This is a genomic window from Blautia wexlerae (assembly GCF_013300825.1).
Classification (GTDB): domain Bacteria; phylum Bacillota; class Clostridia; order Lachnospirales; family Lachnospiraceae; genus Blautia_A; species Blautia_A wexlerae_B.
In genome coordinates this window covers 26,183-52,333 of record NZ_JAAIMY010000024.1, presented here as the reverse complement: position 1 = coordinate 52,333, position 26,151 = coordinate 26,183, and the positions used below count along the sequence as shown (strand labels likewise).

General features: G+C 42.8%; 20 protein-coding genes. 16 read left to right on the top strand and 4 right to left on the bottom strand.

Features of this window, described 5'->3' with window-relative positions; all coding sequences use genetic code 11:
• Nucleotides 1–287 precede the first annotated feature (287 nt).
• The 11 genes from G4417_RS12390 (at nucleotide 288) to G4417_RS12340 (ending at nucleotide 12,120) form a co-directional block, all read left to right on the top strand.
• The gene (locus tag G4417_RS12390; protein WP_173683705.1) at nucleotides 288–1,319 is read left to right on the top strand and encodes a lysylphosphatidylglycerol synthase transmembrane domain-containing protein; all 1,032 of its coding nucleotides are present in this window, start codon (nucleotides 288–290) and stop codon (nucleotides 1,317–1,319) included.
• An 11-nt stretch (nucleotides 1,320–1,330) separates the two neighbouring features.
• Nucleotides 1,331–1,951 carry a CDP-alcohol phosphatidyltransferase family protein gene (locus tag G4417_RS12385; RefSeq protein WP_118341815.1) on the top strand — a complete coding sequence of 207 codons (621 nt, stop codon included), beginning with the start codon at nucleotides 1,331–1,333 and terminating at the stop codon, nucleotides 1,949–1,951.
• Between the two features lie 82 nt (nucleotides 1,952–2,033).
• Nucleotides 2,034–2,948, top strand: coding sequence for a phosphatidylserine decarboxylase (locus G4417_RS12380; protein WP_173683704.1), 915 nt, complete (start codon nucleotides 2,034–2,036; stop codon nucleotides 2,946–2,948).
• 69 nt (nucleotides 2,949–3,017) lie between these two features.
• Nucleotides 3,018–3,647, top strand: coding sequence for an epoxyqueuosine reductase QueH (locus G4417_RS12375; RefSeq protein ID WP_119243712.1), 630 nt, complete (start codon nucleotides 3,018–3,020; stop codon nucleotides 3,645–3,647).
• A 365-nt stretch (nucleotides 3,648–4,012) separates the two neighbouring features.
• Nucleotides 4,013–5,392 (top strand): argininosuccinate lyase, encoded by a 1,380-nt coding sequence (argH, locus tag G4417_RS12370; protein ID WP_173683702.1) that lies wholly within the window; start codon nucleotides 4,013–4,015, stop codon nucleotides 5,390–5,392.
• Nucleotides 5,393–5,528: 136 nt separating this feature from the next.
• The gene (gene asd, locus G4417_RS12365; protein ID WP_008707510.1) at nucleotides 5,529–6,614 is read left to right on the top strand and encodes an aspartate-semialdehyde dehydrogenase; all 1,086 of its coding nucleotides are present in this window, start codon (nucleotides 5,529–5,531) and stop codon (nucleotides 6,612–6,614) included.
• 64 nt (nucleotides 6,615–6,678) lie between these two features.
• Nucleotides 6,679–6,915 (top strand): DUF3343 domain-containing protein, encoded by a 237-nt coding sequence (locus tag G4417_RS12360; protein ID WP_008707504.1) that lies wholly within the window; start codon nucleotides 6,679–6,681, stop codon nucleotides 6,913–6,915.
• 246 nt (nucleotides 6,916–7,161) lie between these two features.
• Nucleotides 7,162–8,199: a selenide, water dikinase SelD gene (gene selD / locus G4417_RS12355; RefSeq protein ID WP_173683707.1), complete on the top strand. Its 1,038-nt coding sequence runs from the start codon at nucleotides 7,162–7,164 to the stop codon at nucleotides 8,197–8,199.
• Nucleotides 8,200–8,448: 249 nt separating this feature from the next.
• On the top strand, nucleotides 8,449–9,204 hold the full coding sequence (locus G4417_RS12350; protein ID WP_173683701.1) for a formate/nitrite transporter family protein: 756 nt from the start codon (nucleotides 8,449–8,451) through the stop codon (nucleotides 9,202–9,204).
• A 1-nt stretch (nucleotide 9,205) separates the two neighbouring features.
• A complete protein-coding gene (locus G4417_RS12345) occupies nucleotides 9,206–11,386 on the top strand; it encodes a DNA topoisomerase (RefSeq protein ID WP_173683700.1) in 2,181 nt (726 codons plus the stop codon).
• Nucleotides 11,387–11,448: 62 nt separating this feature from the next.
• Nucleotides 11,449–12,120 carry a UDP-N-acetylglucosamine pyrophosphorylase gene (locus G4417_RS12340; protein ID WP_008707500.1) on the top strand — a complete coding sequence of 224 codons (672 nt, stop codon included), beginning with the start codon at nucleotides 11,449–11,451 and terminating at the stop codon, nucleotides 12,118–12,120.
• Nucleotides 12,121–12,227: 107 nt separating this feature from the next.
• Here G4417_RS12340 and G4417_RS12335 read toward each other — a convergent pair whose 3' ends face one another.
• A complete protein-coding gene (locus G4417_RS12335) occupies nucleotides 12,228–12,968 on the bottom strand; it encodes a TraX family protein (protein ID WP_055058250.1) in 741 nt (246 codons plus the stop codon).
• A gap of 252 nt (nucleotides 12,969–13,220) precedes the next feature.
• On the opposite strand from G4417_RS12335, the gene G4417_RS12330 reads away from it, so the two are divergent.
• The gene (locus tag G4417_RS12330) at nucleotides 13,221–13,913 is read left to right on the top strand and encodes an iron-sulfur cluster assembly scaffold protein (RefSeq protein WP_008707498.1); all 693 of its coding nucleotides are present in this window, start codon (nucleotides 13,221–13,223) and stop codon (nucleotides 13,911–13,913) included.
• An 18-nt stretch (nucleotides 13,914–13,931) separates the two neighbouring features.
• Nucleotides 13,932–14,942: a GGGtGRT protein gene (locus G4417_RS12325; RefSeq protein ID WP_008707497.1), complete on the top strand. Its 1,011-nt coding sequence runs from the start codon at nucleotides 13,932–13,934 to the stop codon at nucleotides 14,940–14,942.
• A gap of 383 nt (nucleotides 14,943–15,325) precedes the next feature.
• Here the strand turns inward: G4417_RS12325 and G4417_RS12320 are convergent, their stop codons facing one another.
• Complete coding sequence (locus G4417_RS12320; protein WP_173683699.1) at nucleotides 15,326–17,761, bottom strand: GH36-type glycosyl hydrolase domain-containing protein; 2,436 nt, start codon at nucleotides 17,759–17,761, stop codon at nucleotides 15,326–15,328.
• A 386-nt stretch (nucleotides 17,762–18,147) separates the two neighbouring features.
• On the opposite strand from G4417_RS12320, the gene G4417_RS12315 reads away from it, so the two are divergent.
• Together G4417_RS12315 and G4417_RS12310 are read left to right on the top strand one after the other, a co-directional pair.
• Nucleotides 18,148–19,167, top strand: coding sequence for a LacI family DNA-binding transcriptional regulator (locus G4417_RS12315; RefSeq protein ID WP_173683698.1), 1,020 nt, complete (start codon nucleotides 18,148–18,150; stop codon nucleotides 19,165–19,167).
• A 73-nt stretch (nucleotides 19,168–19,240) separates the two neighbouring features.
• Nucleotides 19,241–19,918, top strand: coding sequence for a trimeric intracellular cation channel family protein (locus G4417_RS12310; protein WP_173683697.1), 678 nt, complete (start codon nucleotides 19,241–19,243; stop codon nucleotides 19,916–19,918).
• 68 nt (nucleotides 19,919–19,986) lie between these two features.
• On the opposite strand, the gene G4417_RS12305 is transcribed toward G4417_RS12310, so the two are convergent.
• Nucleotides 19,987–21,699: an ammonium transporter gene (locus G4417_RS12305; protein ID WP_173683696.1), complete on the bottom strand. Its 1,713-nt coding sequence runs from the start codon at nucleotides 21,697–21,699 to the stop codon at nucleotides 19,987–19,989.
• 298 nt (nucleotides 21,700–21,997) lie between these two features.
• Entirely contained in the window at nucleotides 21,998–24,097 is a 2,100-nt protein-coding gene (locus tag G4417_RS12300; RefSeq protein ID WP_173683695.1) for a glutamine synthetase III, read from the bottom strand.
• Between the two features lie 416 nt (nucleotides 24,098–24,513).
• Between G4417_RS12300 and purF the strand changes: the two genes are divergently transcribed.
• Entirely contained in the window at nucleotides 24,514–25,935 is a 1,422-nt protein-coding gene (gene purF, locus G4417_RS12295; RefSeq protein WP_173683694.1) for an amidophosphoribosyltransferase, read from the top strand.
• Nucleotides 25,936–26,151 lie beyond the last annotated feature (216 nt).

Below are 26,151 nucleotides of genomic sequence, written 5' to 3'. Positions count from 1 at the left end.
AAGGCAATCTGGAATGAATTTTGGCTACGTTACTGTGAACGGAGTGAACAGTAACGAATATTTTCATAATTTATGATATGCAGAAATGTCAGGGTATGATATAATAGATAAACTATAGTATTTTTACTGCGATAGTATTTGAGAGCAAATGTTCTGTAAGGAATACGTTACTGTTTACTATGTGTTTCATATCAGAAATATACATATATCAGACACTGTGACATATATGAATCGGGTATAGAAATCAGACGAATGCTGTAAAAAACTGTATAAGAAAGTGTAAGCAAATGAGAAACAAAAAGAAATCAATATTTAACACCATTTTTCTGATCCTTATATTTTCCATTACCGTATATATGGTATTTAAGGGAGAGGATCTGGGAGAGATTATTCATACAGTACGGCAGGCAGATCCGGTTTACTTACTGATCAGCGTGGTTTGTGTGGTACTGTTCATACTTGGCGAGTCTGTAATTATCTTCTATATGATGCGGACTCTCGGAGCAAAAGTAAAGATGGGGCATTGTGCTCTGTATTCTTTTGTGGGATTCTTTTTCAGCTGTATCACACCGTCTGCATCCGGCGGACAGCCAATGCAGATTTATTTTATGAAAAAGGACAAACTTCCGATTCCTGTCACTACGCTGGTCCTGATGATTGTCACGATTACTTATAAAGCGGTTCTGGTAGTGATCGGAATTGTAATCTGGATTTTTGGCAGAGGCTTTCTGGAAGGATATCTTGGTCAGTACATGTGGGTGTTTTACCTGGGCGTAGGCCTGAATATTTTCTGCGTTACTTTCATGATGATCCTTGTATTTGCCCCTGGATTGGCGAAGTGGATTATGGTAAAAGGACTGAAACTTATTGAACATTTCCGTTTCCTTAAGCCAAAGACAACCCGGCTTGAGAAACTGGAAGCGTCTATGGATCAGTATCATGAAACTGCGGCTTTCTGGGCAAGTCACAAGCTGGTGATCCTGAAAGTGCTCCTGATCACTATGGCGCAGAGGATTTTGTTATTTACAGTTACATACTGGGTATACCGTTCGCTGGGATTTCATGGATATTCCATCATAACCCTTACGATTTTGCAGTCTGTCATATCTGTCTCTGTTGATATGCTGCCTTTACCCGGAGGAATGGGAATCAGTGAGTCTCTTTATCTGGTGATGTTTGCACCGGTTTTCGGAGAAGCATTACTTCCTGCAATGCTGCTCAGCAGAGGAATTTCCTATTATGCACAGATGCTTATCAGTGCAGTGATGACCTGTGTGGCGTATTTCATAATAGGAAGAAAAGAACAAGAAGAAAAGTAGGGGGAGAAAATATGTTTTTAGGAATTTATGATTATACGGTAATATTGACTTATATAAGCCTGGGAATTTCCGTATTTGGAATTACCAGGGCTCTGGAGGGGGATTTTAAGGTTGCGATTTTCTGTCTGGCACTTTCCGGACTGTGTGATATGTTTGACGGAAAGATAGCCAGAACAAAGAAGAACCGTACGGATGATGAGAAGAATTTCGGGATTCAGATCGATTCCTTATGTGATGTGGTCTGCTTTGGTATTTTTCCGGCAATGATCTGTTACTGTCTGGGTGTGAATACACCGGCGGGGATTGGGGCGCTTATTTTTTACAGTGTGGCATCTGTCATCCGTCTTGCATATTTTAATGTTTCAGAAGCAAAGAGACAGAATGAGACTTCTGAGAACAGACAGTATTATCAGGGGCTTCCAATCACATCCATGGCGATCATTCTGCCGTTCCTTTATCTGATGAGAAGATATTGCGGACTCTATTTCCTGATCGTGATACATATTGCAGTAATTATCGTGGGATTGCTTTTTATTCTGGATATAAAGGTAAAAAAACCTCAGAATCCGGTACGCATCCTGCTGGTTGCAGTCGTAGCACTTGCACTTGCGAAGATGTTCCGTTTGATATAAAATAAATATAACTGTTGACTGGCCGCAGCGGTTCCCGGGAAACGGGAGGCTGCGGTTATACTTTTATGGAGGGAAGATACGAATGAAGTATATTGACAGAAAAGGAAATATCACGATTGAAGAGAATGAGCAGGATAAATTCCTACGGCATTTATATAATGACCGGGGTGGCAGACTCTGCCTGAAACTCCTGATCAGACCTTTCGTGTCAAAGGCAGCGGGAGTCCTGCTTAACACCAGACTTTCTGCCAGATTTGTACCGGATTTTGTAAAAAACAACAAGATTGACCTAAGCATTTACGAAAAACAGAACTTCTCTTCATGGAATGACTTCTTTATAAGGCGCATCCGAAAAGAAGAACGCCCGATCGATATGCGCGAAAACATCCTGATCAGCCCCTGTGACGGAAAACTTTCCGTACACAGGATCAGCTCAGACTCACGTTTCAGCATCAAAGATACAGAATATACAGCAGGACAGCTTCTGAAGAATAAGGCAATTGCTGAGAGATACACAGGCGGCTATGCGTTGATTTTCAGACTGACAGTAGATGACTATCATCATTACTGCTATGTGGAAGATGGAAGAAAATCCGCGAATGTAACTCTGCCCGGCGTTTTCCACACAGTGAATCCTGCAGCAAACGATGTATATCCCATCTACAAAGAAAACGCCAGAGAATACACTCTGCTGAAAACAAAACAATTCGGAACCATCCTCATGATGGAAGTAGGTGCCATGATGGTAGGAAAAATCACAAATCTCCATAAAAATCCTGCCACAGTAAAGAAAGGCCAGGAAAAAGGCAACTTCGAATTCGGAGGTTCCACAATAATCCTCCTCATCCAGCCGGGAAAAGTCCGTATTGACTATGATCTGATCGAGAATACAGAAGAGGGATATGAGACTATCGTAAAAATGGGCGAACGAATTGGAGAGTGCAGAAAATCAAAAAATACAAAGAATCATTACGAAGGCACAATAGAGAATGCCTGAACAGGCATTCGCATTTTATTAAAAGATAATAAAAAGCATTTGTGAAGATGCAGAAAGGATATAATAATACTGTTGAATAAACGAAACTATCAGAAAGAACTGGAAAAACTTATAGATCAGGCGCAAAAAGACAACAAAATCCCAAGCCTGTTTCTCCACAGCTGCTGTGCACCCTGCAGCAGTTACGTACTGGAATACCTGTCGAAATATTTCAACATCACAGTATTCTATTACAACCCAAACATCTACCCGGAAGAAGAATATCGCAAACGAGTCCATGAAATTACCCGTCTTGTAAACTCCATGGAATTTGAACACCCTGTCAAACTGATAGAGGGTCACTACGACCCACAGGAATTCTTCCGAATGGCAAAAGGTCTCGAAGATGTACCCGAAGGCGGCGAACGCTGCTTCAAATGCTACCGCCTCCGCATGGAAGAAGCAGCAAAACTGGCAGAAGAGGGCGGCTATGACTATTTTACCACAACTCTTTCCATCAGCCCTCTGAAAAACGCAGCCAAGATCAACGAAATCGGAGAAGAACTGGCAGAAATCTACCACGTCCAACACCTCCCATCTGACTTCAAGAAAAAAAACGGCTACAAACGTTCCATCGAACTATCCCACGAATACGACCTCTACCGTCAGAACTACTGCGGTTGCGTCTATTCCCGAAGAGAGGCTGAAAACAGAAAATAAAGCAGTAACCACAATTATGTAACATATAGCCAATACCCAGTGAAGAAAAAGAAGGTGTGTTGGGGCGCATTTGAGGGTTCTTGTAATTCTTGGTATTCGGGAATCTGCGTTATGAGCCGACCGTCTCACGTGTCTGAGCGAAGTTTGCAACGGAGCGAGTTTGAGAGGGCGGCTCATGGTTTTAGCAGATTCCCGAATGCCTTAGAATTACAGGGTTCCGAAACTAAGCCCCAACACACCTTCTTTTTCTTCACGTACCTTTTGAATGATTCCAAACTAACTACTTTGCAATACTGAAAAAATATGTTACACTAACACGTAAAAGCAATAATACCAAAAATAAAGAAGAAACGAGGAATAACACAATGGCACAGCTTTGGGGCGGACGTTTCACAAAAGAAACAGACAAACTTGTATATAACTTCAACGCATCCATCTCTTTTGACCAGAAATTCTATGAACAGGACATCAGAGGAAGCAAAGCACACGTAGCAATGCTCGCCAGACAGGGAATCCTGACAGCAGAAGAAAAAGACCAGATCGAAGCAGGACTTGACGGAATCCTTGCAGACGTAAAATCTGGCAAACTCGAGATCACATCCGAATACGAAGATATCCACAGCTTTGTAGAAGCAAACCTTATCGACAGAATCGGTGATGCAGGCAAGAAACTTCACACAGGAAGAAGCCGTAACGACCAGGTAGCCCTTGACATGAAACTCTATGTAAGAGATGAGATTGACGAGACAGACGAACTGGTAAAGAAACTTCTCGAAGCACTTCAGAAGATCATGGAAGAGAATGTCCACACATACATGCCAGGCTTCACACACCTCCAGAAAGCGCAGCCGGTCACACTGGCTCACCACGTAGGTGCATACTTTGAAATGTTTGTACGTGACAGAAGCAGACTTGCAGATATCCGTAAGAGAATGAACACCTGTCCTCTGGGTGCAGGCGCACTGGCAGGAACCACCTACCCGCTTGACAGAGAATATACAGCACAGCTTCTCGGTTTCGACGGCCCGACCAGAAACAGCATGGACTCTGTATCAGACAGAGACTATGTGATTGAACTGCTGTCCGCATTCTCCACAATTATGATGCACATGAGCCGTTTCTGCGAAGAAATCATTATGTGGAACTCCAATGAATACCGCTTCGTAGAGATAGACGACGCCTACAGTACAGGCAGCAGTATCATGCCTCAGAAAAAGAACCCGGATATCGCAGAACTTGTAAGAGGAAAAACAGGACGTGTATACGGGGCATTAACATCTATCCTTACAACCATGAAAGGAATCCCTCTTGCATACAACAAAGATATGCAGGAAGACAAAGAACTTACATTTGATGCCATTGACACTGTAAAAGGATGCCTTGCCCTTTTCACGGGCATGGTCTCAACTATGCAGTTCAACAAACAGAATATGGAAGCAAGTGCAAAGAATGGCTTTACAAACGCCACAGATGCAGCCGATTATCTGGTAAATCATGGAGTACCTTTCCGCGATGCACACGGCATTGTAGGCCGTCTGGTGCTTACCTGTATTGATAAAGGGATTTCTCTGGATGAACTTCCTCTTGAAGAATATAAAGCCATCAGCCCGGTATTCGAGAACGATATTTACGAAGCGATCAGTATGAAAACCTGTGTGGAAAAACGTATGACCATCGGTGCGCCGGGACCTGACGTGATGGAGAAAGTGATCGCTGAGAACAAAAAATATCTGGAAGAAAATTAAAAAAATGCTTGCAATTTATTTTGGTTTGTTATAGTATGTACAAGAAAGACAGATGTACGTAATATAAGGACACCTGGATAAAAATGTCCGCGCAAGGGTAGAGACGCGGGCAGAAGATAAAGAGGAGAAAGATATTATGAGTGAAAAGCTTAGAGTCGGTATTTTAGGTGCTACAGGTATGGTAGGTCAGAGATTTATCTCTCTGCTTGAGAATCATCCATGGTTTGAAGTTGTAACTGTAGCTGCAAGTCCGAGAAGTGCAGGAAAGACATACGAAGAGGCAGTTGGAGGAAGATGGAAAATGGATACTCCAATGCCGGAGGGTGTCAAGAATCTTGTTGTTATGAACGTAAACGAAGTAGAGAAGGTTGCTGCAACAGTTGATTTCGTATTCTCTGCTGTAGATATGTCAAAAGAAGAGATCAAGAAAATCGAAGAAGAATATGCTAAGACAGAGACACCGGTTGTTTCCAACAACAGTGCTCACAGATGGACACCGGATGTACCGATGGTAGTGCCGGAAATCAATCCGGAACACTTCGATGTAATCGAATCCCAGAAGAAACGTCTCGGAACAACACGCGGATTTATCGCTGTTAAACCAAACTGCTCTATCCAGAGCTATGCTCCTGTATTAACTGCATGGAAAGAGTTCGAGCCATATGAAGTAGTTGCTACTACATATCAGGCAATCTCTGGAGCAGGTAAGACATTTAAGGACTGGCCGGAAATGGTTGGAAACATCATCCCATACATCGGCGGCGAGGAAGAGAAGAGCGAGAAAGAGCCATTAAGAATCTGGGGTAAAGTAGAAGACGGTGTGATCAAACCTGCTACAGAACCGGTTATCACATGCCAGTGTATCCGTGTACCGGTACTGAACGGACATACAGCAGCTGTATTCGTTAAATTCCGTAAGAACCCTACTAAAGAGCAGCTTATCAAAGCATTAGTAGAGTTCAAGGGACTTCCACAGGAATTAGAACTTCCAAGTGCTCCGAAGCAGTTCATCCAGTATCTGGAAGAGGACAACCGTCCGCAGGTTACAGAGGATGTAAACTTCGAACATGGCATGGGCGTATCTGTAGGACGTCTTCGTGAAGATACCGTATATGACTGGAAATTCGTAGGACTTTCCCACAATACAGTCAGAGGTGCAGCAGGCGGAGCAGTTCTCTGTGCTGAAACCTTAAAAGCAAAAGGATATATCCAGGCGAAATAATTTATAGAAAATAATAAAAGAGGTGCCGGTAACGGTGCCTCTTTTTATGAGGACACGACGGATTATGAAAGAAAAAGTTCTGACAACAGTGGTGACTTTTGAAACTACCACTCAGGCAATTGCCATGGAAAGGGAATGTAAGAAAAACAAATTTACAGGCAGATTGATTCCTGTGCCAAGAGAAATATCAGCTTCCTGCGGCCTTGCGTGGAAATGCGGGGAACAGAACGAAGAAGAAACAGCTTCCTATATGAAGGAACAGGATCTGGAATATGAAAAGATTTATAGGATTCTTGCATAAAATGGAAAGATTTATAGGAATACCTGATATATGGTAAACGGTTCATATTTTGACGGATATGTGAAAACATGATACAATGATAGCACTGAATCTCTTGTTATAGAAGATATGTAACTATTCGGCAGTCTGTTGGCTGTGAAAGTACGTTACTGTTCACTCCGTTTACAGTAACGAAAGTATTGAACAGTTACGCGGAGATTCTGAATATGGAGATCAATTGGGGTGAACTGACTTATGGGAAATGAAATGAAAAAAAGTGAAGTGCGTCTTACACAGCTTGCCAGTGCAGCCGGATGCGGTGCTAAGATTGGCCCGAAAGTTCTGGCGCAGGTAGTAGGCAAACTTCCGAAATTTACAGATCCGATGCTTCTGGTAGGTCCGGAGACATCAGACGATGCAGCAGTATACAAGATTAATGATGAACTGGCAATGATCCATACAGTAGACTTTTTTCCGCCGGTAGTGGATGATCCGTATATGTACGGGCAGATTGCGGCAGCCAATGCACTGAGTGATGTCTATGCAATGGGCGGTGTTCCGAAACTGGCATTAAATGTGGTAGCATTTCCAAACTGCCTTGGTCCGGAAGTACTGGAGCAGATTCTGCGCGGCGGTGCAGATAAGGTCATGGAAGCCGGAGCAGTCCTTGCAGGCGGGCATACTATCAATGATAAAGAACCGAAATACGGACTCTGTGTAACTGGTTATGTGCATCCGGACAAAATGTGGAAAAATTACGGTGCAGAAGAAGGAGACATCCTTATTCTTACCAAACCGCTGGGCTGTGGAATTCTTAACACTGCCATTAAGGCAGAAATGGCGTCTCAGGAAGAAATTGAGAGAGTCCAGAAGATCATGGCGAAGCTGAACAAATATGCAGCAGAGATTGCATCTAAATACACGATCCACAGCTGTACCGACGTAACAGGATTCAGTCTTGCAGGCCACAGTCTGGAAATGGCAAAAGGCAGCCAGAAAACTCTGGTGATCCAGTCTGAGAAACTTCCGATCATTGAGGGTGTTGAAGAATATGCACAGATGGGGCTGATCCCTGAAGGTGCATACAGAAATCGTGACTTCGCAGGCGATGAAGTACGAAGCGAGATTAAGGAACTCTGGATGGAGGATCTGGTATTCGATCCGCAGACATCCGGCGGACTTCTGCTTGCAGTACCGGCAGAAGAAGCCGATGTTCTTGCAGAAGAACTTGCAGGTATGGATATCTTCGGCGGTGTTATCGGATATGTAACAGAATTGCAGGATAAAGCAGTTGTATTTGAATAAAAAAACCAGCTTTAATTTCAGACATTTTCTCCTGCGTCAGCATGTCTGCAGATATCTTTCTTGTCCTTTGTATTCAGCCGAACTGTCTTGAACACATTAGTTTATGGAATTGCTATAAAAATCTTCGAATATAATGGAACATAATTACAAATCTGATGAATATTCTTGAATTGTTTGACGATTTCGGTTGTGAAACAGATATTCAGGTGATATAATGTTCTCAATAAAATACATTGCGGAGGTGTAGTTATGAATTACGAAGATGTACAGAAAGTGTCAAACGCGGCGAAAGCCAAGAGTAACCTGGTGAATACCAACTTTTTCAAGTACTTTATACGTGCGGTCATGGCGGGATTTTTTATTGATGTGGCCATGATCTACAGTAATGTAGTTGGAAACGTATTCTCCAAGACCATGCCTGAATGGGGAAAATTTATGGGGGCATTAGTATTCTCCATTGCAGTGCTCCTGATCAGCTTTGTAGGCGGCGAGCTTTTTACAGGAAATAATATGGTAATGGCGTTCGGAGCCTATGATAAACAGGTAAGTTGGAAAGAGGCCGGTAAGGTATGGGGAGTAAGCTACCTTGGAAACTTTGTCGGATGTGCAATTTTAGCATTGCTGTTTGTATGGGCCGGAGCATCCGGAACAGCAGATTATTTTGCAGGATTTATCGGAAACAAGCTGAGTATTCCGCTCGGACAGATGTTCTTCAGAGCAGTGCTCTGTAACTTCTTCGTCTGTCTTGGTGTGCTCTGTGGTATGAAATTAAAGAGTGATGCAGGAAGATTCCTGATGATCGTTATGTGTATCTCAGGATTCGTTGTAAGCGGATTTGAGCACTGCATCGCAAACATGGGAATCTTTGTTACCGCATACTGTCTGGTACCTGGATTATCCCTTGGAGCCATGGTAAAGAGCATGGTAGTAGTAACTTTAGGAAATATGGTGGGCGGTGCCCTGTTGCTGGCATGGCCGCTCAGAAAGATGAGTGCAGATAAATAATATGTCAAAAGCTTTATACATAGCCGAAAAGCCCAGTGTGGCACAGGAATTCGCAAAAGCTTTGAAAATCAACGGACAAAGACGGGATGGCTACCTGGAATCTCAGGACAGCGTGGTGACCTGGTGCGTGGGACACTTGGTCACCATGAGCTACCCGGAAAAATATGATATCAAATATAAAAGGTGGAGTTTAGATACCCTGCCTTTTTTGCCGCGCGAATTTAAATATGAAGTGATCCCCGGAGTGCAGAAGCAGTTTGAGATTGTCAAAGGACTGCTTAACCGTGAGGATGTGGACACCATTTACGTGTGTACCGACTCCGGACGTGAGGGGGAATACATTTACCGTCTGGTGGCACAGATGGCAGGTGTTCATGGAAAAAAAGAAAAGAGGGTCTGGATCGACTCTCAGACAGAAGAAGAAATTATGAGAGGAATCAGAGAGGCAAAAGATCTGTCAGCATATGACAATCTTTCTGCTTCAGCCTATCTTCGGGCGAAAGAAGACTATCTCATGGGAATTAATTTTTCCCGTGTACTGACACTGCGTTATGGAAACAGTGTGTCAAATTATTTAAATACGAAATATCAGGCCATTTCCGTAGGACGGGTTATGACCTGTGTACTTGGAATGGTAGTGCGAAGAGAGCGCGAGATCCGTGCATTTGTGAAAACTCCGTTTTACCGCGTACTCAGCAGCATTGCCCTTGAGGGAGAAAACTTTGAGGGAGAGTGGAGAGCTGTGGAAGGCAGCAGATATTTCCAGACTCCTTATCTGTATAAAGAGAACGGATTTAAAGAGAAAGCCTATGCTGAAAAACTGATACAGGAGCTGTCTGTGAGTCAGCCGCTGCAATGTACAGTAGAGAAAATCGAGCGGAAAAAAGAGAACAGGAATCCGCCGCTTTTATTTAACCTGGCGGAGCTTCAGAATGTGTGCTCCAAGTTGTTCAAGATCAGCCCGGATGAGACATTAAAAATCGTACAGGAACTGTATGAAAAGAAACTGGTCACTTATCCCAGAACAGATGCCCGTGTATTGTCTACTGCGGCTGCAAAGGAGATTTATAAGAATATTTCCGGGTTGCGAAATTATGAACATACAGCAGAAATCGCACAGCACATTATTGAACAGGAAAATTACAAAAATCTGGCAAAAACCAGATATGTCAATGATAAACAGATTACAGACCATTATGCAATCGTACCCACAGGCCAGGGCTTAAATGCATTGAGAAGTGTTTCTCTTACTGCGCAACGTGTATATGAGACGATTGTCAGAAGATTTATATGTATTTTTTATCCGCCTGCAGTATATCAGAAGATTAGTCTTGTGACAAAAATTCAGAATGAGAGCTTCTTTTCTTCATTTAAAGTACTGCTGGATGAAGGGTACTTAAAAGTTGCCACAAATTCTTTTGCGAAGCGAAAAGCAGCAAATGCCATGAGCAGTGTGAACAGAGCCGGTGCAGCGGACAGTGAGGGAAGTGAAGAGGAAGATCCGGATACAGGAAAAAACGGCGGGAACAAAGCTGATGATTCGGCTGAGGATATGGCATGTGATACCAGACTTCTTGCCGCATTGCAGAACCTGAAAAAAGGTGATATACTCTCTGTGGACAGCCTGAGTATCAAAGAGGGCGAGACATCGCCGCCAAAGCGTTATAATTCCGGTTCTATGATTCTTGCAATGGAGAATGCAGGTCAGCTGATCGAGGACGAAGAGCTTCGTGCCCAGATTAAAAGCTGCGGAATCGGAACCAGTGCCACCAGAGCGGAAATTCTTAAGAAACTGTGCAATATCAAATATCTGGCACTCAATAAGAAAACCCAGGTGATCACTCCAACCCTTCTTGGAGAGATGATCTTTGATGTGGTAAACTGCTCCATCAGACAGCTTCTGAACCCGGAACTGACTGCAAGCTGGGAAAAAGGACTGAATTATGTGGCAGAGGGTAGTATTACAGAACAGGAATATATGGACAAGCTGGAGCATTTTGTGCGCCTTCGCACCAGACAAGTGGAGGACAGCAATATCCAGCCATATCTGAGACAGTTCTTTGATGCTGCAGCAGTGAATTATAAGGATTCATCTGAAAAAAACAGTGCGAAAACAACAGGCAGATCAACGTCCGCAGCGGGACGGTCACGTACCTGCAGAAAGCCGTCTGCTTCAAAGTAGTGTGTATTTGTGACAGATAAAAGAAAACATGTCATCATAGCGAGAGAAAAGAGGAAAATATTATGTTAAAAGATTTTACAATTGCAAACCTTCTGGATCTGAACGAAACAATCGCAAAGGATTTATTTGAAGGAAAAACATATCCATGGGAAGTATTACCGGAGATCGGAGATTTCATTCTGAAACTGGGACAGACCTTAAGTGAAGAAGAATACGACCACCCATCAGAAGATGTATGGATCGCCAAGAGTGCCAAAGTAGCACCTACAGCCTGCATCAACGGTCCGGTCATCATAGGTAAAGAAGCAGAAGTACGCCACTGTGCGTTTATACGTGGAAAAGCAATTATAGGTGAGGGTGCAGTAGTAGGTAATTCTACGGAATTAAAGAATGCGGTACTTTTCAACAAGGTACAGGTTCCGCACTACAATTATGTAGGCGATGCAGTTCTCGGCTACAAATCCCATATGGGCGCAGGTTCCATCTGTTCCAATGTAAAATCTGACAAGAAACTGGTAGTTGTAAAAGACGGTGACGAGAAGATTGAAACAGGCTTGAAGAAATTCGGCGCAATGCTGGGTGACAACGTAGAAGTAGGCTGCGGCTCCGTATTAAATCCCGGAACTGTGATCGGACGATGCTGCAACATTTACCCACTTTCTTCAGTAAGAGGCTGCGTACCTGCAAATCACATTTACAAGTCAAAAACAGAAATTGCAGAAAAGAGAAGTTGAAAATATAGAAGAGGCAGGTTGTATGAAGGATATTATTTCAGTCATACAGCCTGCCCTTTTATATTTTTATGTCTGTCTGATATAGACGATATTTGTTGTACCTGATATTACATATGAAATAAAAGTTTTCTCAGGATTACCAGAATGGTAATGTGCACCGGATAAAACCAGTAAAAAACATATTTCAGAAATTTTCCTTTTACAAATCCACGTTCACCATTGTACATATTAATGGAAAGAAAAGCAAAGCAGGCTTTCCATTCATAGTAAAGCCAGCAGCTTCCGATGATCGCCTGGGCGGTTTTATCGTTGCGGAACCAGTACATGATCAGCAGGAATACAAATCCCCGCCATCCGTAATCTGCCTTCAGAAACACAGAGACAGTCAGCAGTGCCAGCACGCAGACAAGCTGCATTTTCTGATTATCCCAGAAGTATTCCAGGGCACAGAATGCCAGGTATCCCAGAAACAGGGTGAAAAATACATTCTGTTTTTCATATCTCCAGGTGTTGGTAAACATGAAGTTCCATGGAATCTCAGAGATACATGCAAATAGAAACAGATTCAGGCCATATTTCTTACGGTTATGTGTATGCAGAAATCCCTCCACTAACAGAAAACAGAAAATTGGAAAAGCGGCCCTGCCGATATCCCGGAAAATCCGATACCAGCTGTAATCCACGCCGCCGAAACTGAAAAGGGTTGCAGTTGTGGCCGGATAATTATACAGGATCATTAAGCCGGTATGGTCGATCAGCATCAGGATGATAGCGATTAATTTTAAAGTGCTCCCGCTCAGAACCTGAAATTTTGCAGGGAGAAAGGAAGCAGGTAACTTTGTTGTCATAATAGAAATCCCTTCATTAATAGAAATTAGAACTATTTTACCACAAAAAAATCAAAGATGGTTAAAAATTTTACAATTTATGACTGGACGAATCAGCACTTTTGTGAGAAAATAACACTAGGTTGTTAGGCATACTCCTCTGAAGTCATTCAGCAGACATCAGAGTTTTACCCTGTGCAGTTCATTCAGCAGTTCTGTACAGCGGCGAGTATAACAACATGAAGTTAATCTATACTTGAAAGGAGTTTTACAATGATTTATTCACGCGAAGTAGAAGAAATGTGCCCAGTTGCACAGGGCGTTCATCATGGCGCCGCTCCAATCCCAGAAGAAGCTAAATGGGTACAGGCAAAAGAAGTCAAAGATATTTCCGGTCTTACACACGGTGTTGGCTGGTGTGCACCACAGCAGGGTGCCTGCAAGCTTACATTAAATGTTAAAGAGGGTATCATCCAGGAAGCACTGGTTGAGACTATCGGATGTTCAGGTATGACTCACTCTGCAGCTATGGCTTCCGAGATTCTTCCGGGACTTACAGTTATGGAGGCACTGAACACTGACTTAGTTTGTGATGCGATTAACACAGCTATGAGAGAACTCTTCCTTCAGATCGTTTATGGACGTACACAGTCTGCATTCTCAGAAGAAGGACTTCCAGTAGGTGCTGGACTTGAAGACCTTGGTAAAGGACTTCGCTCTCAGGTTGGTACAATGTATGGAACTCTGAAAAAAGGACCTCGTTACCTTGAAATGGCAGAAGGTTATGTAACAGGTATTGCTCTTGATGCAGATGATGAGATCATCGGATATCAGTTCGTAAGCCTTGGAAAAATGACTGATTTCATCAAAAAAGGCGATGACCCGAATACTGCATGGGAAAAAGCAAAAGGTCAGTACGGCCGTGTTGCAGACGCTGTTAAAATTATCGACCCAAGAAAAGAATAATTTAGGAGGTAACAGGAAATGGCTTTATTTGAATCATATGAGAGACGAATTGACAAGATCAATTCTGTTTTAAACAGCTATGGCATTGCTTCTATCGAAGAAGCTGAGAAAATCACAAAAGACGCAGGTCTTAATGTTTACGATCAGATCAAAGGCATTCAGCCAATCTGTTTTGAGAACGCTTGCTGGGCATATACAGTAGGTGCTGCAATCGCAATCAAAAAAGGATGTAAGAAAGCAGCAGACGCAGCAGCAGCTATCGGTGAAGGACTTCAGGCTTTCTGTATTCCTGGATCCGTTGCTGATACACGTAAAGTAGGTCTTGGACATGGTAACCTTGGCAAGATGCTTCTTGAAGAAGAAACAGAGTGCTTCTGCTTCCTGGCTGGACATGAGTCCTTCGCAGCAGCTGAAGGTGCTATCGGTATCGCTGAGAAAGCTAACAAAGTTCGTCAGAAACCATTACGTGTTATCCTGAACGGTCTTGGAAAAGATGCTGCTCAGATCATCTCCCGTATCAACGGCTTTACATATGTAGAGACAGAATACGATCCATACAAGAACGAAGTTAAAGAAGTATTCAGAAAAGCATACTCCGAAGGACTTCGTGCAAAAGTTAACTGCTACGGCGCTAACAGCGTTCCGGAAGGTGTTGCTATCATGTGGAAAGAAGACGTTGACGTTTCTATCACAGGTAACTCCACAAACCCGACACGTTTCCAGCATCCGGTTGCAGGTACATACAAGAAAGAACGTCTTGAAGCAGGTAAGAAATACTTCTCAGTTGCTTCCGGTGGTGGTACAGGACGTACACTTCACCCAGACAACATGGCAGCAGGTCCAGCTTCCTACGGTATGACAGATACATTAGGACGTATGCACTCTGATGCACAGTTCGCTGGTTCTTCTTCCGTACCGGCTCACGTAGAGATGATGGGTCTCATCGGCGCTGGTAACAACCCGATGGTTGGTATGACAGTTGCAGTAGCTGTTTCCATCGAGGAAGCTGCTAAAGCTGGTAAATTCTAATAAATGGCTTAAAATAAGCATTTATCGTGTCCAAACAGAGTAGTGAAAAATGGTTAAAATGGGGTCGTTTGTAACACGTTTGCAACACACCGTTTGTAACACATGTGATTTAAAAAATTGGGAGTTATTCATCATTGAGTAGCTCCCTTTTTGTTGTAATTTTTCCAAGTCTCTTCTTAACCATTCTAAGTCTCGGACAGTATATGCAGACTCAGTCATATCTTTAAATATGCGAAGATAAGAAATGTTCAGGATAAGGGAGCATAAAGATAAAAAAGTCGATTTTCAGATCATCACAGGAGAAGTAAACTCCTGTGGATGATATCTGAAAATCGACTTTTCTGTTTATGATGTATCTGTCGTGAGCAAAAAGAATGAAATCATTATCCCATGCAAACAGTTACATGATATTCCTTCTTACCTTCTTCAAAAGGAATCAGGCAGCCTTCATATTCTTTGCCGTCTACAACCACTTTCTTAACACCCTTCTGAACGTTATCCGGGTTCTTGACTTCGATGTGGTAAACAGCATCGCGGAATGTTCTGGTAAGTGTGAAATTACCAAATCCTTCCGGGATACATGGGTTGATACACAGTCCGTCGTAGGATGGCTGAACACCCAAGATAGCCTGAGACAGGTTCCAGAAAGTCCATGCTGCAGTACCTGTCAGCCAGCTGTTCTTTGCCTGACCATGGAAAACTGCGTCAGCGCCTGCAACCATCTGAGAATATACATATGGTTCCGTACAGTGGATTTCGCTGATATCTTCGATGTAGGACGGGCAGGTCTTTTTGTAAATCTCAAAAGCTCTGTTGCCGCGTCCGATGACGGTTTCTGCGATAGAAACCCATGGATTATTGTGACAGAAGATACCTGCGTTCTCTTTATATCCCGGCGGATAGGAGGAAATTTCTCCAAGGTTCAGATAATACTGGGTATAGGCCGGCTGAAGGATCATAATACCGTATTTGGTATCCAGACGCTCTTTGACAGAATCCAGAGCCTTTTGGGCAAGACCTTCTTTCACACCGATTCCTGCCATAACGCAGAAGCCCTGCGGTTCGATAAAGATCTGACCTTCCTTGCATTCTTTGGAACCAACTTTTTTTGATTCTGCATCATATGCACGTACAAACCATTCTCCATCCCAGCCGGCATCCAGAACTGCCTGATACATGGTATCGACTTCTTTTTCGGCTCTGTCTGCGGCTGTGGTGTCCCCCATATGACGGCTGATCTCTGCGAATTCTCTGCCGTATTTTACAAACATACCTGCGATAAATACAGACTCTGCAACAGGTCCTTCGGAAGGTCCTGTAGTCTGGAAGGATTCTCCCGGTTCTGTGGAGAAACAGTTAAGGTTCAGGCAGTCGTTCCAGTCTGCACGTCCGATCAATGGCAGCTTGTGCGGTCCGAGATGAGTGGCTGTATATTCGAAAGAACGGCGCAGATGCTCATACAGAGGTGCTGCTTTTTCTTTTTGATTATCGAAATCTACCATCTCATTTAAGATAGAGAAGTCACCTGTTTCTTTCAGATAAGCGGAAACAGCTGCAATCAGCCATAATGGGTCATCATTAAATCCACTTCCGATGTCCAGATTACCCTTCTTGGTAAGTGGCTGATACTGATGATAAGCGCTTCCATCTTCGAACTGAGTAGCTGCGATGTCCAGGATACGTTCTCTTGCACGTTCCGGGATCAGGTGTACGAAACCAAGAAGATCCTGACAGGAATCACGGAATCCCATTCCACGGCCTGTGCCGGATTCGTAGTAAGAAGCAGAACGTGACATGTTGAAAGTGACCATACACTGATACTGGTTCCAGATGTTGGCCATACGGTTTACGTGTTCGTCATTACTTTCTACATGATAACGAGAGAGTAGTGTATCCCAGTAAGCATTCAGTTCTGCGAATGCCGCATCAACCTGTTCGGTTGTCTGGAACTGTTCAAGGATTTTATGTGCGCCGTCTTTGCGGATTACGTTCGGAGCAACAAACTTCTGATCCTGAGGGTTCTCGCTGTAACCAAGAATAAAAATAAAGTCCTTGGATTCTCCGGCGGAAAGTGTTATATTAATCTGGTGGCTTGCGATAGGGTACCAGCCGCTTGCCACAGAATTTCTTGCTTTATTTTCTTTTACAGCAGCAGGGAAAGCGTTTCCGTTATTCATACCAAGGAAAACATCTCTGCTGGTATCAAAACCATCAACAGGGCTGTTTACGCTGAAGAAACTGTAATGTCTGCGGCGTTCGCGATATTCGGTTTTGTGGTAAATAGTGCTGCCTTCGAGTTCGACTTCTCCGATGCTTAAATTTCTCTGGAAGTTTGTGCTGTCATCAACTGCGTTCCATAGACAGAACTCTACATAAGAGAAAAGGGAAAAAGTTTTCGAAGTATCAGTTGTATTTGTGAGAGTCAGTTTGTTGATTTCGCAGGTTGAGTTAACAGGAACAAAAGCAAGAAGATTAGCTTTTAATCCATTTTTGGAAGAAAGAAAACGGCTGTAGCCGATTCCGTGATGGCATTCATAAGAATCCAGAGGTGTTTTGGAAGGCATGGAACCTGGATTCCAGATTTCTTCGCCGTCATGGATGTAGTAATATTTTCCGTTTGAATCTACCGGGATATTATTGTAGCGGTAACGAGTGATGCGAAGAAGTTTGGCATCTTTGTAGAAACTGTATCCGCCACAGGTATTGGAAATCAGTGAGAAGAAATCCTGAGACCCCAGATAGTTAATCCATGGGAGTGGAGTGTCTGGTGTAGTGATGACGTATTCTTTGGCACTGTCATCGAAATAACCGAATTTCATAAGAAGTCCTCCTGTTTTATAAATGATTTGTAGCAATTGTTCTGAATATACAGAAAACAAATACACGAAAACGAATAAGTTTAGAATAAAAACGTACGATTATCGTGGCATTACTGCTATTTTTCTTTAGTATAACGGAAGATGTTGATAAAATCAACTGCTTTGCAGAGAAATAAATGTCAAAAAATAAGAGTGAAATTTCGTTAAAATGATGAAAAGGATTTGTGATAAAAGGAAAATATAAGGGATAAAAATTGTGCAATCATACAAAAAATAGCAAAGATGCACAAAAAATAAATCTAAAAGCTTGAATAATTGTGCGGGTAGCTATACAATAAAAGCACGAAAACGTTTACGAAAATTTTAGGAAAGATTGAGGCATACCTATGGTTTCGATGAAAGAAATTGCGAAAAAGTGTAATGTCTCTGTGGCCAGTGTCAGCAAAGCATTGAATGGTTATTCCGATATCAGTGAGGAAACACGGAAAATGATTCTGAAAACAGCTTCGGAAATGGGATACTTGCCTAATTCTTCAGCAAGAACGCTGAAGACTAAGAGAAGCTATAATATCGGAGTAATGTTTGTTGATGAAGCTGCCAGCGGGCTTACCCATGATTATTTTAATCATGTGCTGGAGAGCTTTAAGAGGACTGCAGAGGAAAGAGGGTACGATATTACCTTCACGAGCGGAAAGATTTCCGGACAGAAACTGAGTTATTATGAGCATTGCCGTTACAGAGGAGTAGACGGGGTTGTGATTGCCTGTGTGGATTTCTATGCAGATGAAGTGCAGGAACTGATCCGTTCGGAGATTCCGGTGGTAACCATTGATCATGTGTTTGATGGAAACATTGCAGTTGTTTCCAATAACGGTCAGGGAATGGAAGATCTGGTTACTTATATTTATAATCAGGGACACAGGCGTATTGCATATATTCACGGGGATAATACATCTGTAACCAGGATACGTCTTACCAGTTTTTACCGGACTTTGCAGAGAGTGGGAGTGGAAACTCCTGATGATTATATTAAGGAAAGTCCGTACAGAGATGCGGACAGCGCTGCGAAAGCAACTAGAGAGTTGCTGGATCTGCCAAATCCGCCGACCTGTATTCTTTATCCGGATGATTATGCGGCCATTGGAGGAATCAATGAGATTCGGGAGAGAGGACTTCGGATTCCGGAGGATATTTCTATCGCAGGATATGATGGAATTACCATTGCGAAGATACTGGAACCGAAGCTGACAACGCTCTGTCAGGATACGGTTGCGATCGGCAGGATTGCGGCTGAGAAGCTGATCGATCTGATCGAGAATCCGAAGACAACTATGATCGACAAATTTACTGTGGATGGTACGTTATTTAAAGGTGCATCTGTAAAACAGTTATTGCCAGATAAGTAGATGTTGTGCTATTCTGACATCAGAGTTAAAAGGGGAATACAAGAAAAATAAGATCAGGAGTTAAAAACTAAATATGGATTATCAGTCAATAGTGACATTTGTCATGGAAATGGCAGGAACTGTGGCGTTTGCAGCTTCCGGAGCAATGGTGGGAGTAGAGCGCAATATGGATATTTTTGGCGTCAGTGTCCTGGGGGTGGCAACGGCAGTAGGAGGAGGAATGATCAGGGATATTGTTCTGGGAGTGATACCTCCGGCTGTATTCAGAAATCCGGTGTATGCACTGGTATCTGTGCTTGCTTCCTGTATTGTGTTCTTTATTTTTTATTTCAAAAGAGAGCTTTTGGAGGGACACAGAAGAGAAACCTATGACAAATTTATGCTGGTGCTGGACTCTGTGGGACTGGGGATTTTTACAGTAGTAGGAGTAAATGCGGGAATCCGTCAGGGACATATGGATAATGCATTTCTGCTTGTGTTTCTCGGAACGATCACAGGAGTGGGAGGTGGTCTTTTGAGAGATATGATGGCAAGTGTGCCGCCGTATATTTTTGTAAAGCATATCTATGCCTGTGCATCAATCATTGGCGCGATCGTTTGCGTATATATGAACCGGTTTGTGGGAAATGTAGAAGCGATGGTGGTATCGTCAATTGTGGTGGTGCTGATCCGATATCTGGCCGCGCATTATCACTGGAATTTACCCAGATTGTCTCCACATGAAGAACAGAATGACAGAAACAGAAATTAAAGGAAGAAAGCCCCGGGAATAACCCCGGGGCTTTCTTCCTTTTAGGATATTTATTATGAGTGGAAAGCTTATTTAGTATCCTGGAGAGCTAGATAACCTTCTTCTCCGGTACGGATCTTCACTACATTTTCAATATCATATACAAATACTTTACCATCACCAATCTGGCCTGTATGAAGGACTGCTTTGGCAGTTTCAATAACTTTCTGTACAGGTACGAGACTGACAACAATCTCAATTTTGATCTTAGGAAGAAGATTCATTTCCATCTCAACACCACGATAGTAGGATGGAGCCCCTTTCTGTACACCGCATCCGAGAACGTTCGTGATAGTGATACCTGTAACACCAATCTCGTTCATTGCCTGCATAAATTCATCAAGTTTATTCTGACGAGTGATGATAACAACTTTTGTAAGCTTATGAACGCCTTCTTTCGGAAGTTCAGGAACTGATTCAGCAGGAGCAGAAGGTCTGGCTGTGACAACAGGAGCTTTTATGGAAGTTCCCATAGGAGTCGGAACACCAGCCATTGCGAAACCGTCATAAGCACTTGCAAGACCATGTTCTTTGGAGTCAAGACCTGCAATCTCTTCTTCAGCTGAAACACGAAGTCCGATTGTATGTTTGATTACCTGGAAGATAATTGTCATAGTAACAACAACCCATGCGATTGTAATGATCATACCAGTGAACTGAACACCAAATCCGTGGAAGCCGCCGCCTGTAAGGAGTCCTTTCCAGTCTGTGCCTGATCCGTCTGAGAAAAGACCAACTGCAAGGGTACCGAAAGCACCGTTTAAACCATGAACACCGACAGCACCAACAGGGTCATCAATTTTCAGAACCTTGTCAATAAATTCAATACCAAATACTACGATAAAACCGGAAGCAATACCGATGATTGCTGCGGATGTAGGAGAAACTGTGTCACATCCTGCTGTAATTGCTACAAGTCCTGCAAGAGAACCATTCAGAGACATGGAAACATCTGGTTTTTTGTAACGTACCCATGTGATGATCATAACAGTTACAGTTGCAACAGCTGCTGCAAGGTTAGTAGTAACGAAGATTTTACCTGCACTTACAATTGCATCGCCTTCCATGCTGACTGTGGAAGCGCCGTTAAATCCGAACCAGCAGAACCAGAGGATAAATACACCTAAAGCACCAACTGTAAGGTTGTGCCCTGGGATAGCCTTTGATTTGCCGTCTTTTGTATATTTACCGATACGAGGTCCAAGGATGATGGCACCAATCAGAGCTGCCACACCACCTACCATATGTACTGCACAGGAACCTGCGAAATCATGAAATCCCATCTGGCTGATAAATCCACCGCCCCAGATCCAGTGTCCGGATACCGGATATACAACAAGACTGATCATAAGACTGTAGATGCAATAGGAAAGGAACTTGGTACGTTCTGCCATTGCACCGGAAACAATTGTTGCGGATGTTGCACAGAATACTGTCTGGAAGATTAAGAATGCCCAGAAAGGAACTCCGTCAGGAAGCATTCCTGAACCATAGTGTGCTTCTGTGGCAATACCACCGATCTTTCCGATAAATCCATTACCTGCACCAAACATCAGACCGAAGCCGACCAGCCAGAAGACCGGGGTTCCGATACAGAAGTCCATCAGGTTTTTCATAATAATGTTACCTGCGTTTTTGGCTCGTGTGAAGCCTGTTTCTACCATTGCGAATCCGGCCTGCATAAAGAAGACCAGTGCGGCGCCGACCAGCACCCATATTGTGTTTACTGCGGAAAATTCCATAATAATATTCCTCCCTCATAAAAATTTCCTCATATTTTATAAAATGCAAAAAGCGCAATGCCTGGAAATGTAGCCAGTTCATCGCGCTTTTGCGAATATAAAATCCATATTTATAGTGTATTGCATAACTGATGTAATAGAAAAGACATTTCGTATGACTGTATGCAATGCAGTTTAAAATCAAAATTATATGTAAAACAGGGGAATATCAAAATATCGTGTGATTAATGGATGAGGAAATCGATAATGAATTATGAAGTAGAGTTCATAAAGATATTCCCCTGTTATTACCTGTTAATTAAACGGAAAACAGAAGCTTGTCATATGTAGGATATGGAAGCAGTGCATCCGGAATCAGAGTTTCTGCTGCATCTACAGACTTTCTGAGTTCATCCATATCAGAAAGAACAACTGTCTGGTATGCTTTTGCATTAGCCAGAGGATCTTCTGTAGCAAGCGCTTTGGCAGTGTCTGCTTTTAAGGTCTCAAGACCTGTGGAAATCTCATCAGCAAGCTGTGACAGCTCTTTGATCAGTTTTCCTTCAGAAGCTGTGCTGACATCTGAAACAACTGATTTTTTAGCAACAGCAGTAGCTGCAACTTTGTCGATATATGCGAATACAGATGGAAGGAAATCCTTCTGTACCATTTCAACCATAGTATTGGACTCAATGTTAAGAATCTTGGAATAGGATTCCAGCCAGATCTCATAACGGGATTCAATTTCTTCTTTTGTGAAGATATGATATTTGGTAAAGAGTTCAATATTCTTATCTGCGATCCACTGAGGAAGAGCATCCGGTGTAGATTTCAGGTTGAAGAGACCACGTTTCGTAGCTTCTTCAATCCATTCGTCTGTATAACCGTTTCCGTTAAAGATAACACGTTTATGATTAATAATTGTCTTCTTGATCAGCTCGTGGATTGCATCCTCCATCTTGTCTTCCGGTACATCTTTTAACTGTTCTGCAAACTGGTGAACACACTCAGCGACAGCAGTGTTTAAGATAATGTTCGGGTTTGCAACAGAAGCCTCGGAACCAAGCATACGGAATTCAAATTTGTTTCCTGTAAATGCGAATGGTGAAGTACGGTTTCTGTCTGTATTGTCTTTTACGAAATGTGGAAGTACTTTTGCACCGATATCCATCTGGACTGCGCGGCTTCCTGCAAAGTATTCATTATTTTCGATAGATTTTAATACTTCTGTCAGTTCATCGCCGAGGAATACGGATACAACAGCAGGCGGAGCCTCGTTTGCACCGAGACGGTGATCATTTCCTGCACTTGCTACAGAAATACGAAGTACATCTGCATATTCATCAACTGCTTTGATAACAGCTGTCAGGAAAATCAGGAACTGTGTATTTTCAGCAGGTGTTTTTCCCGGATCAAGGATATTTACACCGGTATCTGTGATCATAGACCAGTTGTTGTGTTTACCGCTTCCGTTGATTCCCTCAAATGGTTTCTCATGAAGGAGGCATACAAGTCCATGCTTGTCGGCAACTTTCTTCATTACTTCCATTGTTAACTGGTTGTGATCAACTGCAACGTTTGTTGTATCGAATACAGGAGCCAGCTCGTGCTGTGCAGGAGCAACTTCGTTATGTTTTGTTTTGGCAGGAATACCAAGTTTCCAGAGCTCTACATCCAGGTCATGCATATAAGCTGCAACACGAGGTTTCAGAGCACCGAAGTAATGATCTTCCATTTCCTGACCTTTAGGAGCAGGAGCACCGATCAATGTACGTCCGCAGAATACAAGGTCTTTTCTCTGCTTGTATAATTCCTTGTCTACCAGGAAGTATTCCTGTTCAGGACCTACAGTTGTATTTACGTGTTTGACATCTTTATTACCTATTATATGGAGAAGTTTTGTAGCTTCTTTATCAAGTGTCTGCATGGAACGAAGGAGAGGGGTCTTTTTATCAAGAGCTTCTCCGCTGTAGGAGCAGAATGCTGTAGGAATGTAAAGGGTTCCGTCTTTGATGAATGCCGGTGATGTCGGATCCCATGCTGTATATCCTCTTGCCTCGAATGTGGCACGAAGACCGCCTGACGGGAAACTGGAAGCATCCGGCTCACCTTTTACCAGTTCTTTTCCTGAGAAATCCATGATCACCTGACCATCTCCTGTAGGAGAAATGAAACTGTCATGTTTCTCTGCAGTTACGTTTGTCATTGGCTGGAACCAGTGAGTATAATGAGTGGCGCCGTTCTCGGTAGCCCATTCTTTCATTGCAACAGCAACGGAGTTGGCAACATCAAGTTCAAGGTGTGTACCGCTCTCGATTGTTTTCTTTAATGCTTTGTACATGTCTTTTGGCAGTTTACTTCTCATTACTTTGTCGTTGAAGACCAGGCTGCCGTACAGTTCAGGGATATTCTGTGCCATATAGGTACTCTCCTTTCGGTTTGCAATATTTTCTGAATATGTGTAGTGCCGCTGCAGATCACCATTGTGACTGCCTGCGGTTTTCGTCTCATAGAAAATTCCTCATCGAACATTTTCTATGAAACGAAAGTTTTATAAAACGAAAAAGGCGCCTTGGATGCGATCTCTGTAGATCTTTCCAAAGCGCCTTTGCTTTATGTGCTGTACTATAAACGAAATGAAAACAGATGTCAAGCACTTTTTTTGAAAAAATTCAGAAAAAATTTTTGAGATATGGCAAAAAAAGGATAGGTTGACAAATTTGTTTCTATTATTATAATTTGATTTTGGAACCCGCCAAACATAAGAAAACAATGTCAGCGGGTTTTGAAAGTAAAGTTAAAGTCAGACAAGAGAATACGATCGGAGGAAATCAGATGGCTGGAATAAAAGAAGAGTGCGGCGTCTTTGGAATTTATGATCTGGATGGCGGCAATGTAGTTCCGTCCATATATTATGGACTGACTTCCCTGCAGCACAGAGGACAGGAATCCTGCGGACTTGCAGTTTCTGATACTAAGGGAGAGCGTGGAAATGTGAAGTTTCATAAGGATCTGGGACTTGTAAGTGAAGTTCTCAGACAGGATGTTGTCCGTAAATATGAGGGAGATATTGGTATTGGTCATGTAAGATATTCCACAACAGGAGCTTCTGTTGCAGAGAATGCACAGCCCCTTGTTTTGTCTTATGTAAAGGGAACTCTTGCACTTGCACATAACGGAAATCTGGTTAATACACCGGAACTGAAATGGGAACTGATCCAGAATGGAGCGATTTTCCATACAACTACAGATTCAGAGGTTATTGCGTTCCATATCGCAAGAGAACGTGTGCATTCTAAAACAGTAGAAGAGGCAGTGCTAAAGACTGCAAAGAAGATCAAAGGTGCATATGGTCTGGTAGTTATGAGCCCGAGAAAACTGATCGCAGTCCGCGACCCATATGGACTGAAACCATTGTGTCTCGGTAAAAGAGGAAATGCTTATGTTATTGCTTCTGAGAGCTGTGCTCTGACATCTGTAAGTGCGGAATTTATCCGTGACATTGAGCCGGGTGAGATTCTTACGATCACAAAAGACGGACTGAAGTCAAATAAAGAGCTTGCGTCTGCTGCTGCAAAACGTGCGCATTGTGTGTTTGAGTATATATATTTTGCAAGACTTGACAGTACCATTGATGGGGTGAAGGTCTACGATGCCAGAATCCGCGGCGGTAAATCTCTTGCCAAGTCTTATCCTGTAGAGGCAGATCTTGTAACAGGTGTACCGGAGTCCGGACTCCCTGCTGCAAAGGGATACTCCGAAGCATCAGGAATCCCGTTTGCATTTGCGTTCTATAAAAACAGCTATATTGGAAGAACATTTATCAAACCGACTCAGGAAGAACGTGAGTCCAGTGTTCATCTGAAACTGAGTGTGCTGGAATCTGTTGTAAAAGATAGGAGGATTGTTCTGGTGGATGATTCTATTGTTCGTGGAACAACCATTGCAAACCTGATCCACATGTTAAAAGAGGCGGGAGCAAAGGAAGTGCACGTACGTATCAGTTCACCGCCATTTTTACATCCATGCTATTTCGGAACGGATGTGCCGTCAAATGATCAGCTCATTGCAGCCAGCCACAGCACAGAGGAAATCTGTAAAATGATCGGAGCAGATTCTCTTGGCTACATGCAGACAGATTATCTGGAAGGAATGGCGGGCGGCCTGCCCTTATGTAAGGCATGCTTCGATGGAAATTATCCGATGGAGATTCCGGATTATACAAATGCGGAGTTTGCAGATATTGTGAAGTGTTAAGTCGCAAAAATTCATAAAAAATGCAGAAACCTGTCGATGATATATGGAATCAATCTCACATAATGGTAAAACCAATATAGGATGAAGTCATATATAATGTATAAAATAATGCTGTAAAAACATATATAAACGAACAAAATGTACAATAGAACCCTTGCGCTTTATGAAAATTGGATAAATTTAAAAACTTGACAAATTCTGAAATGTGGAACATAA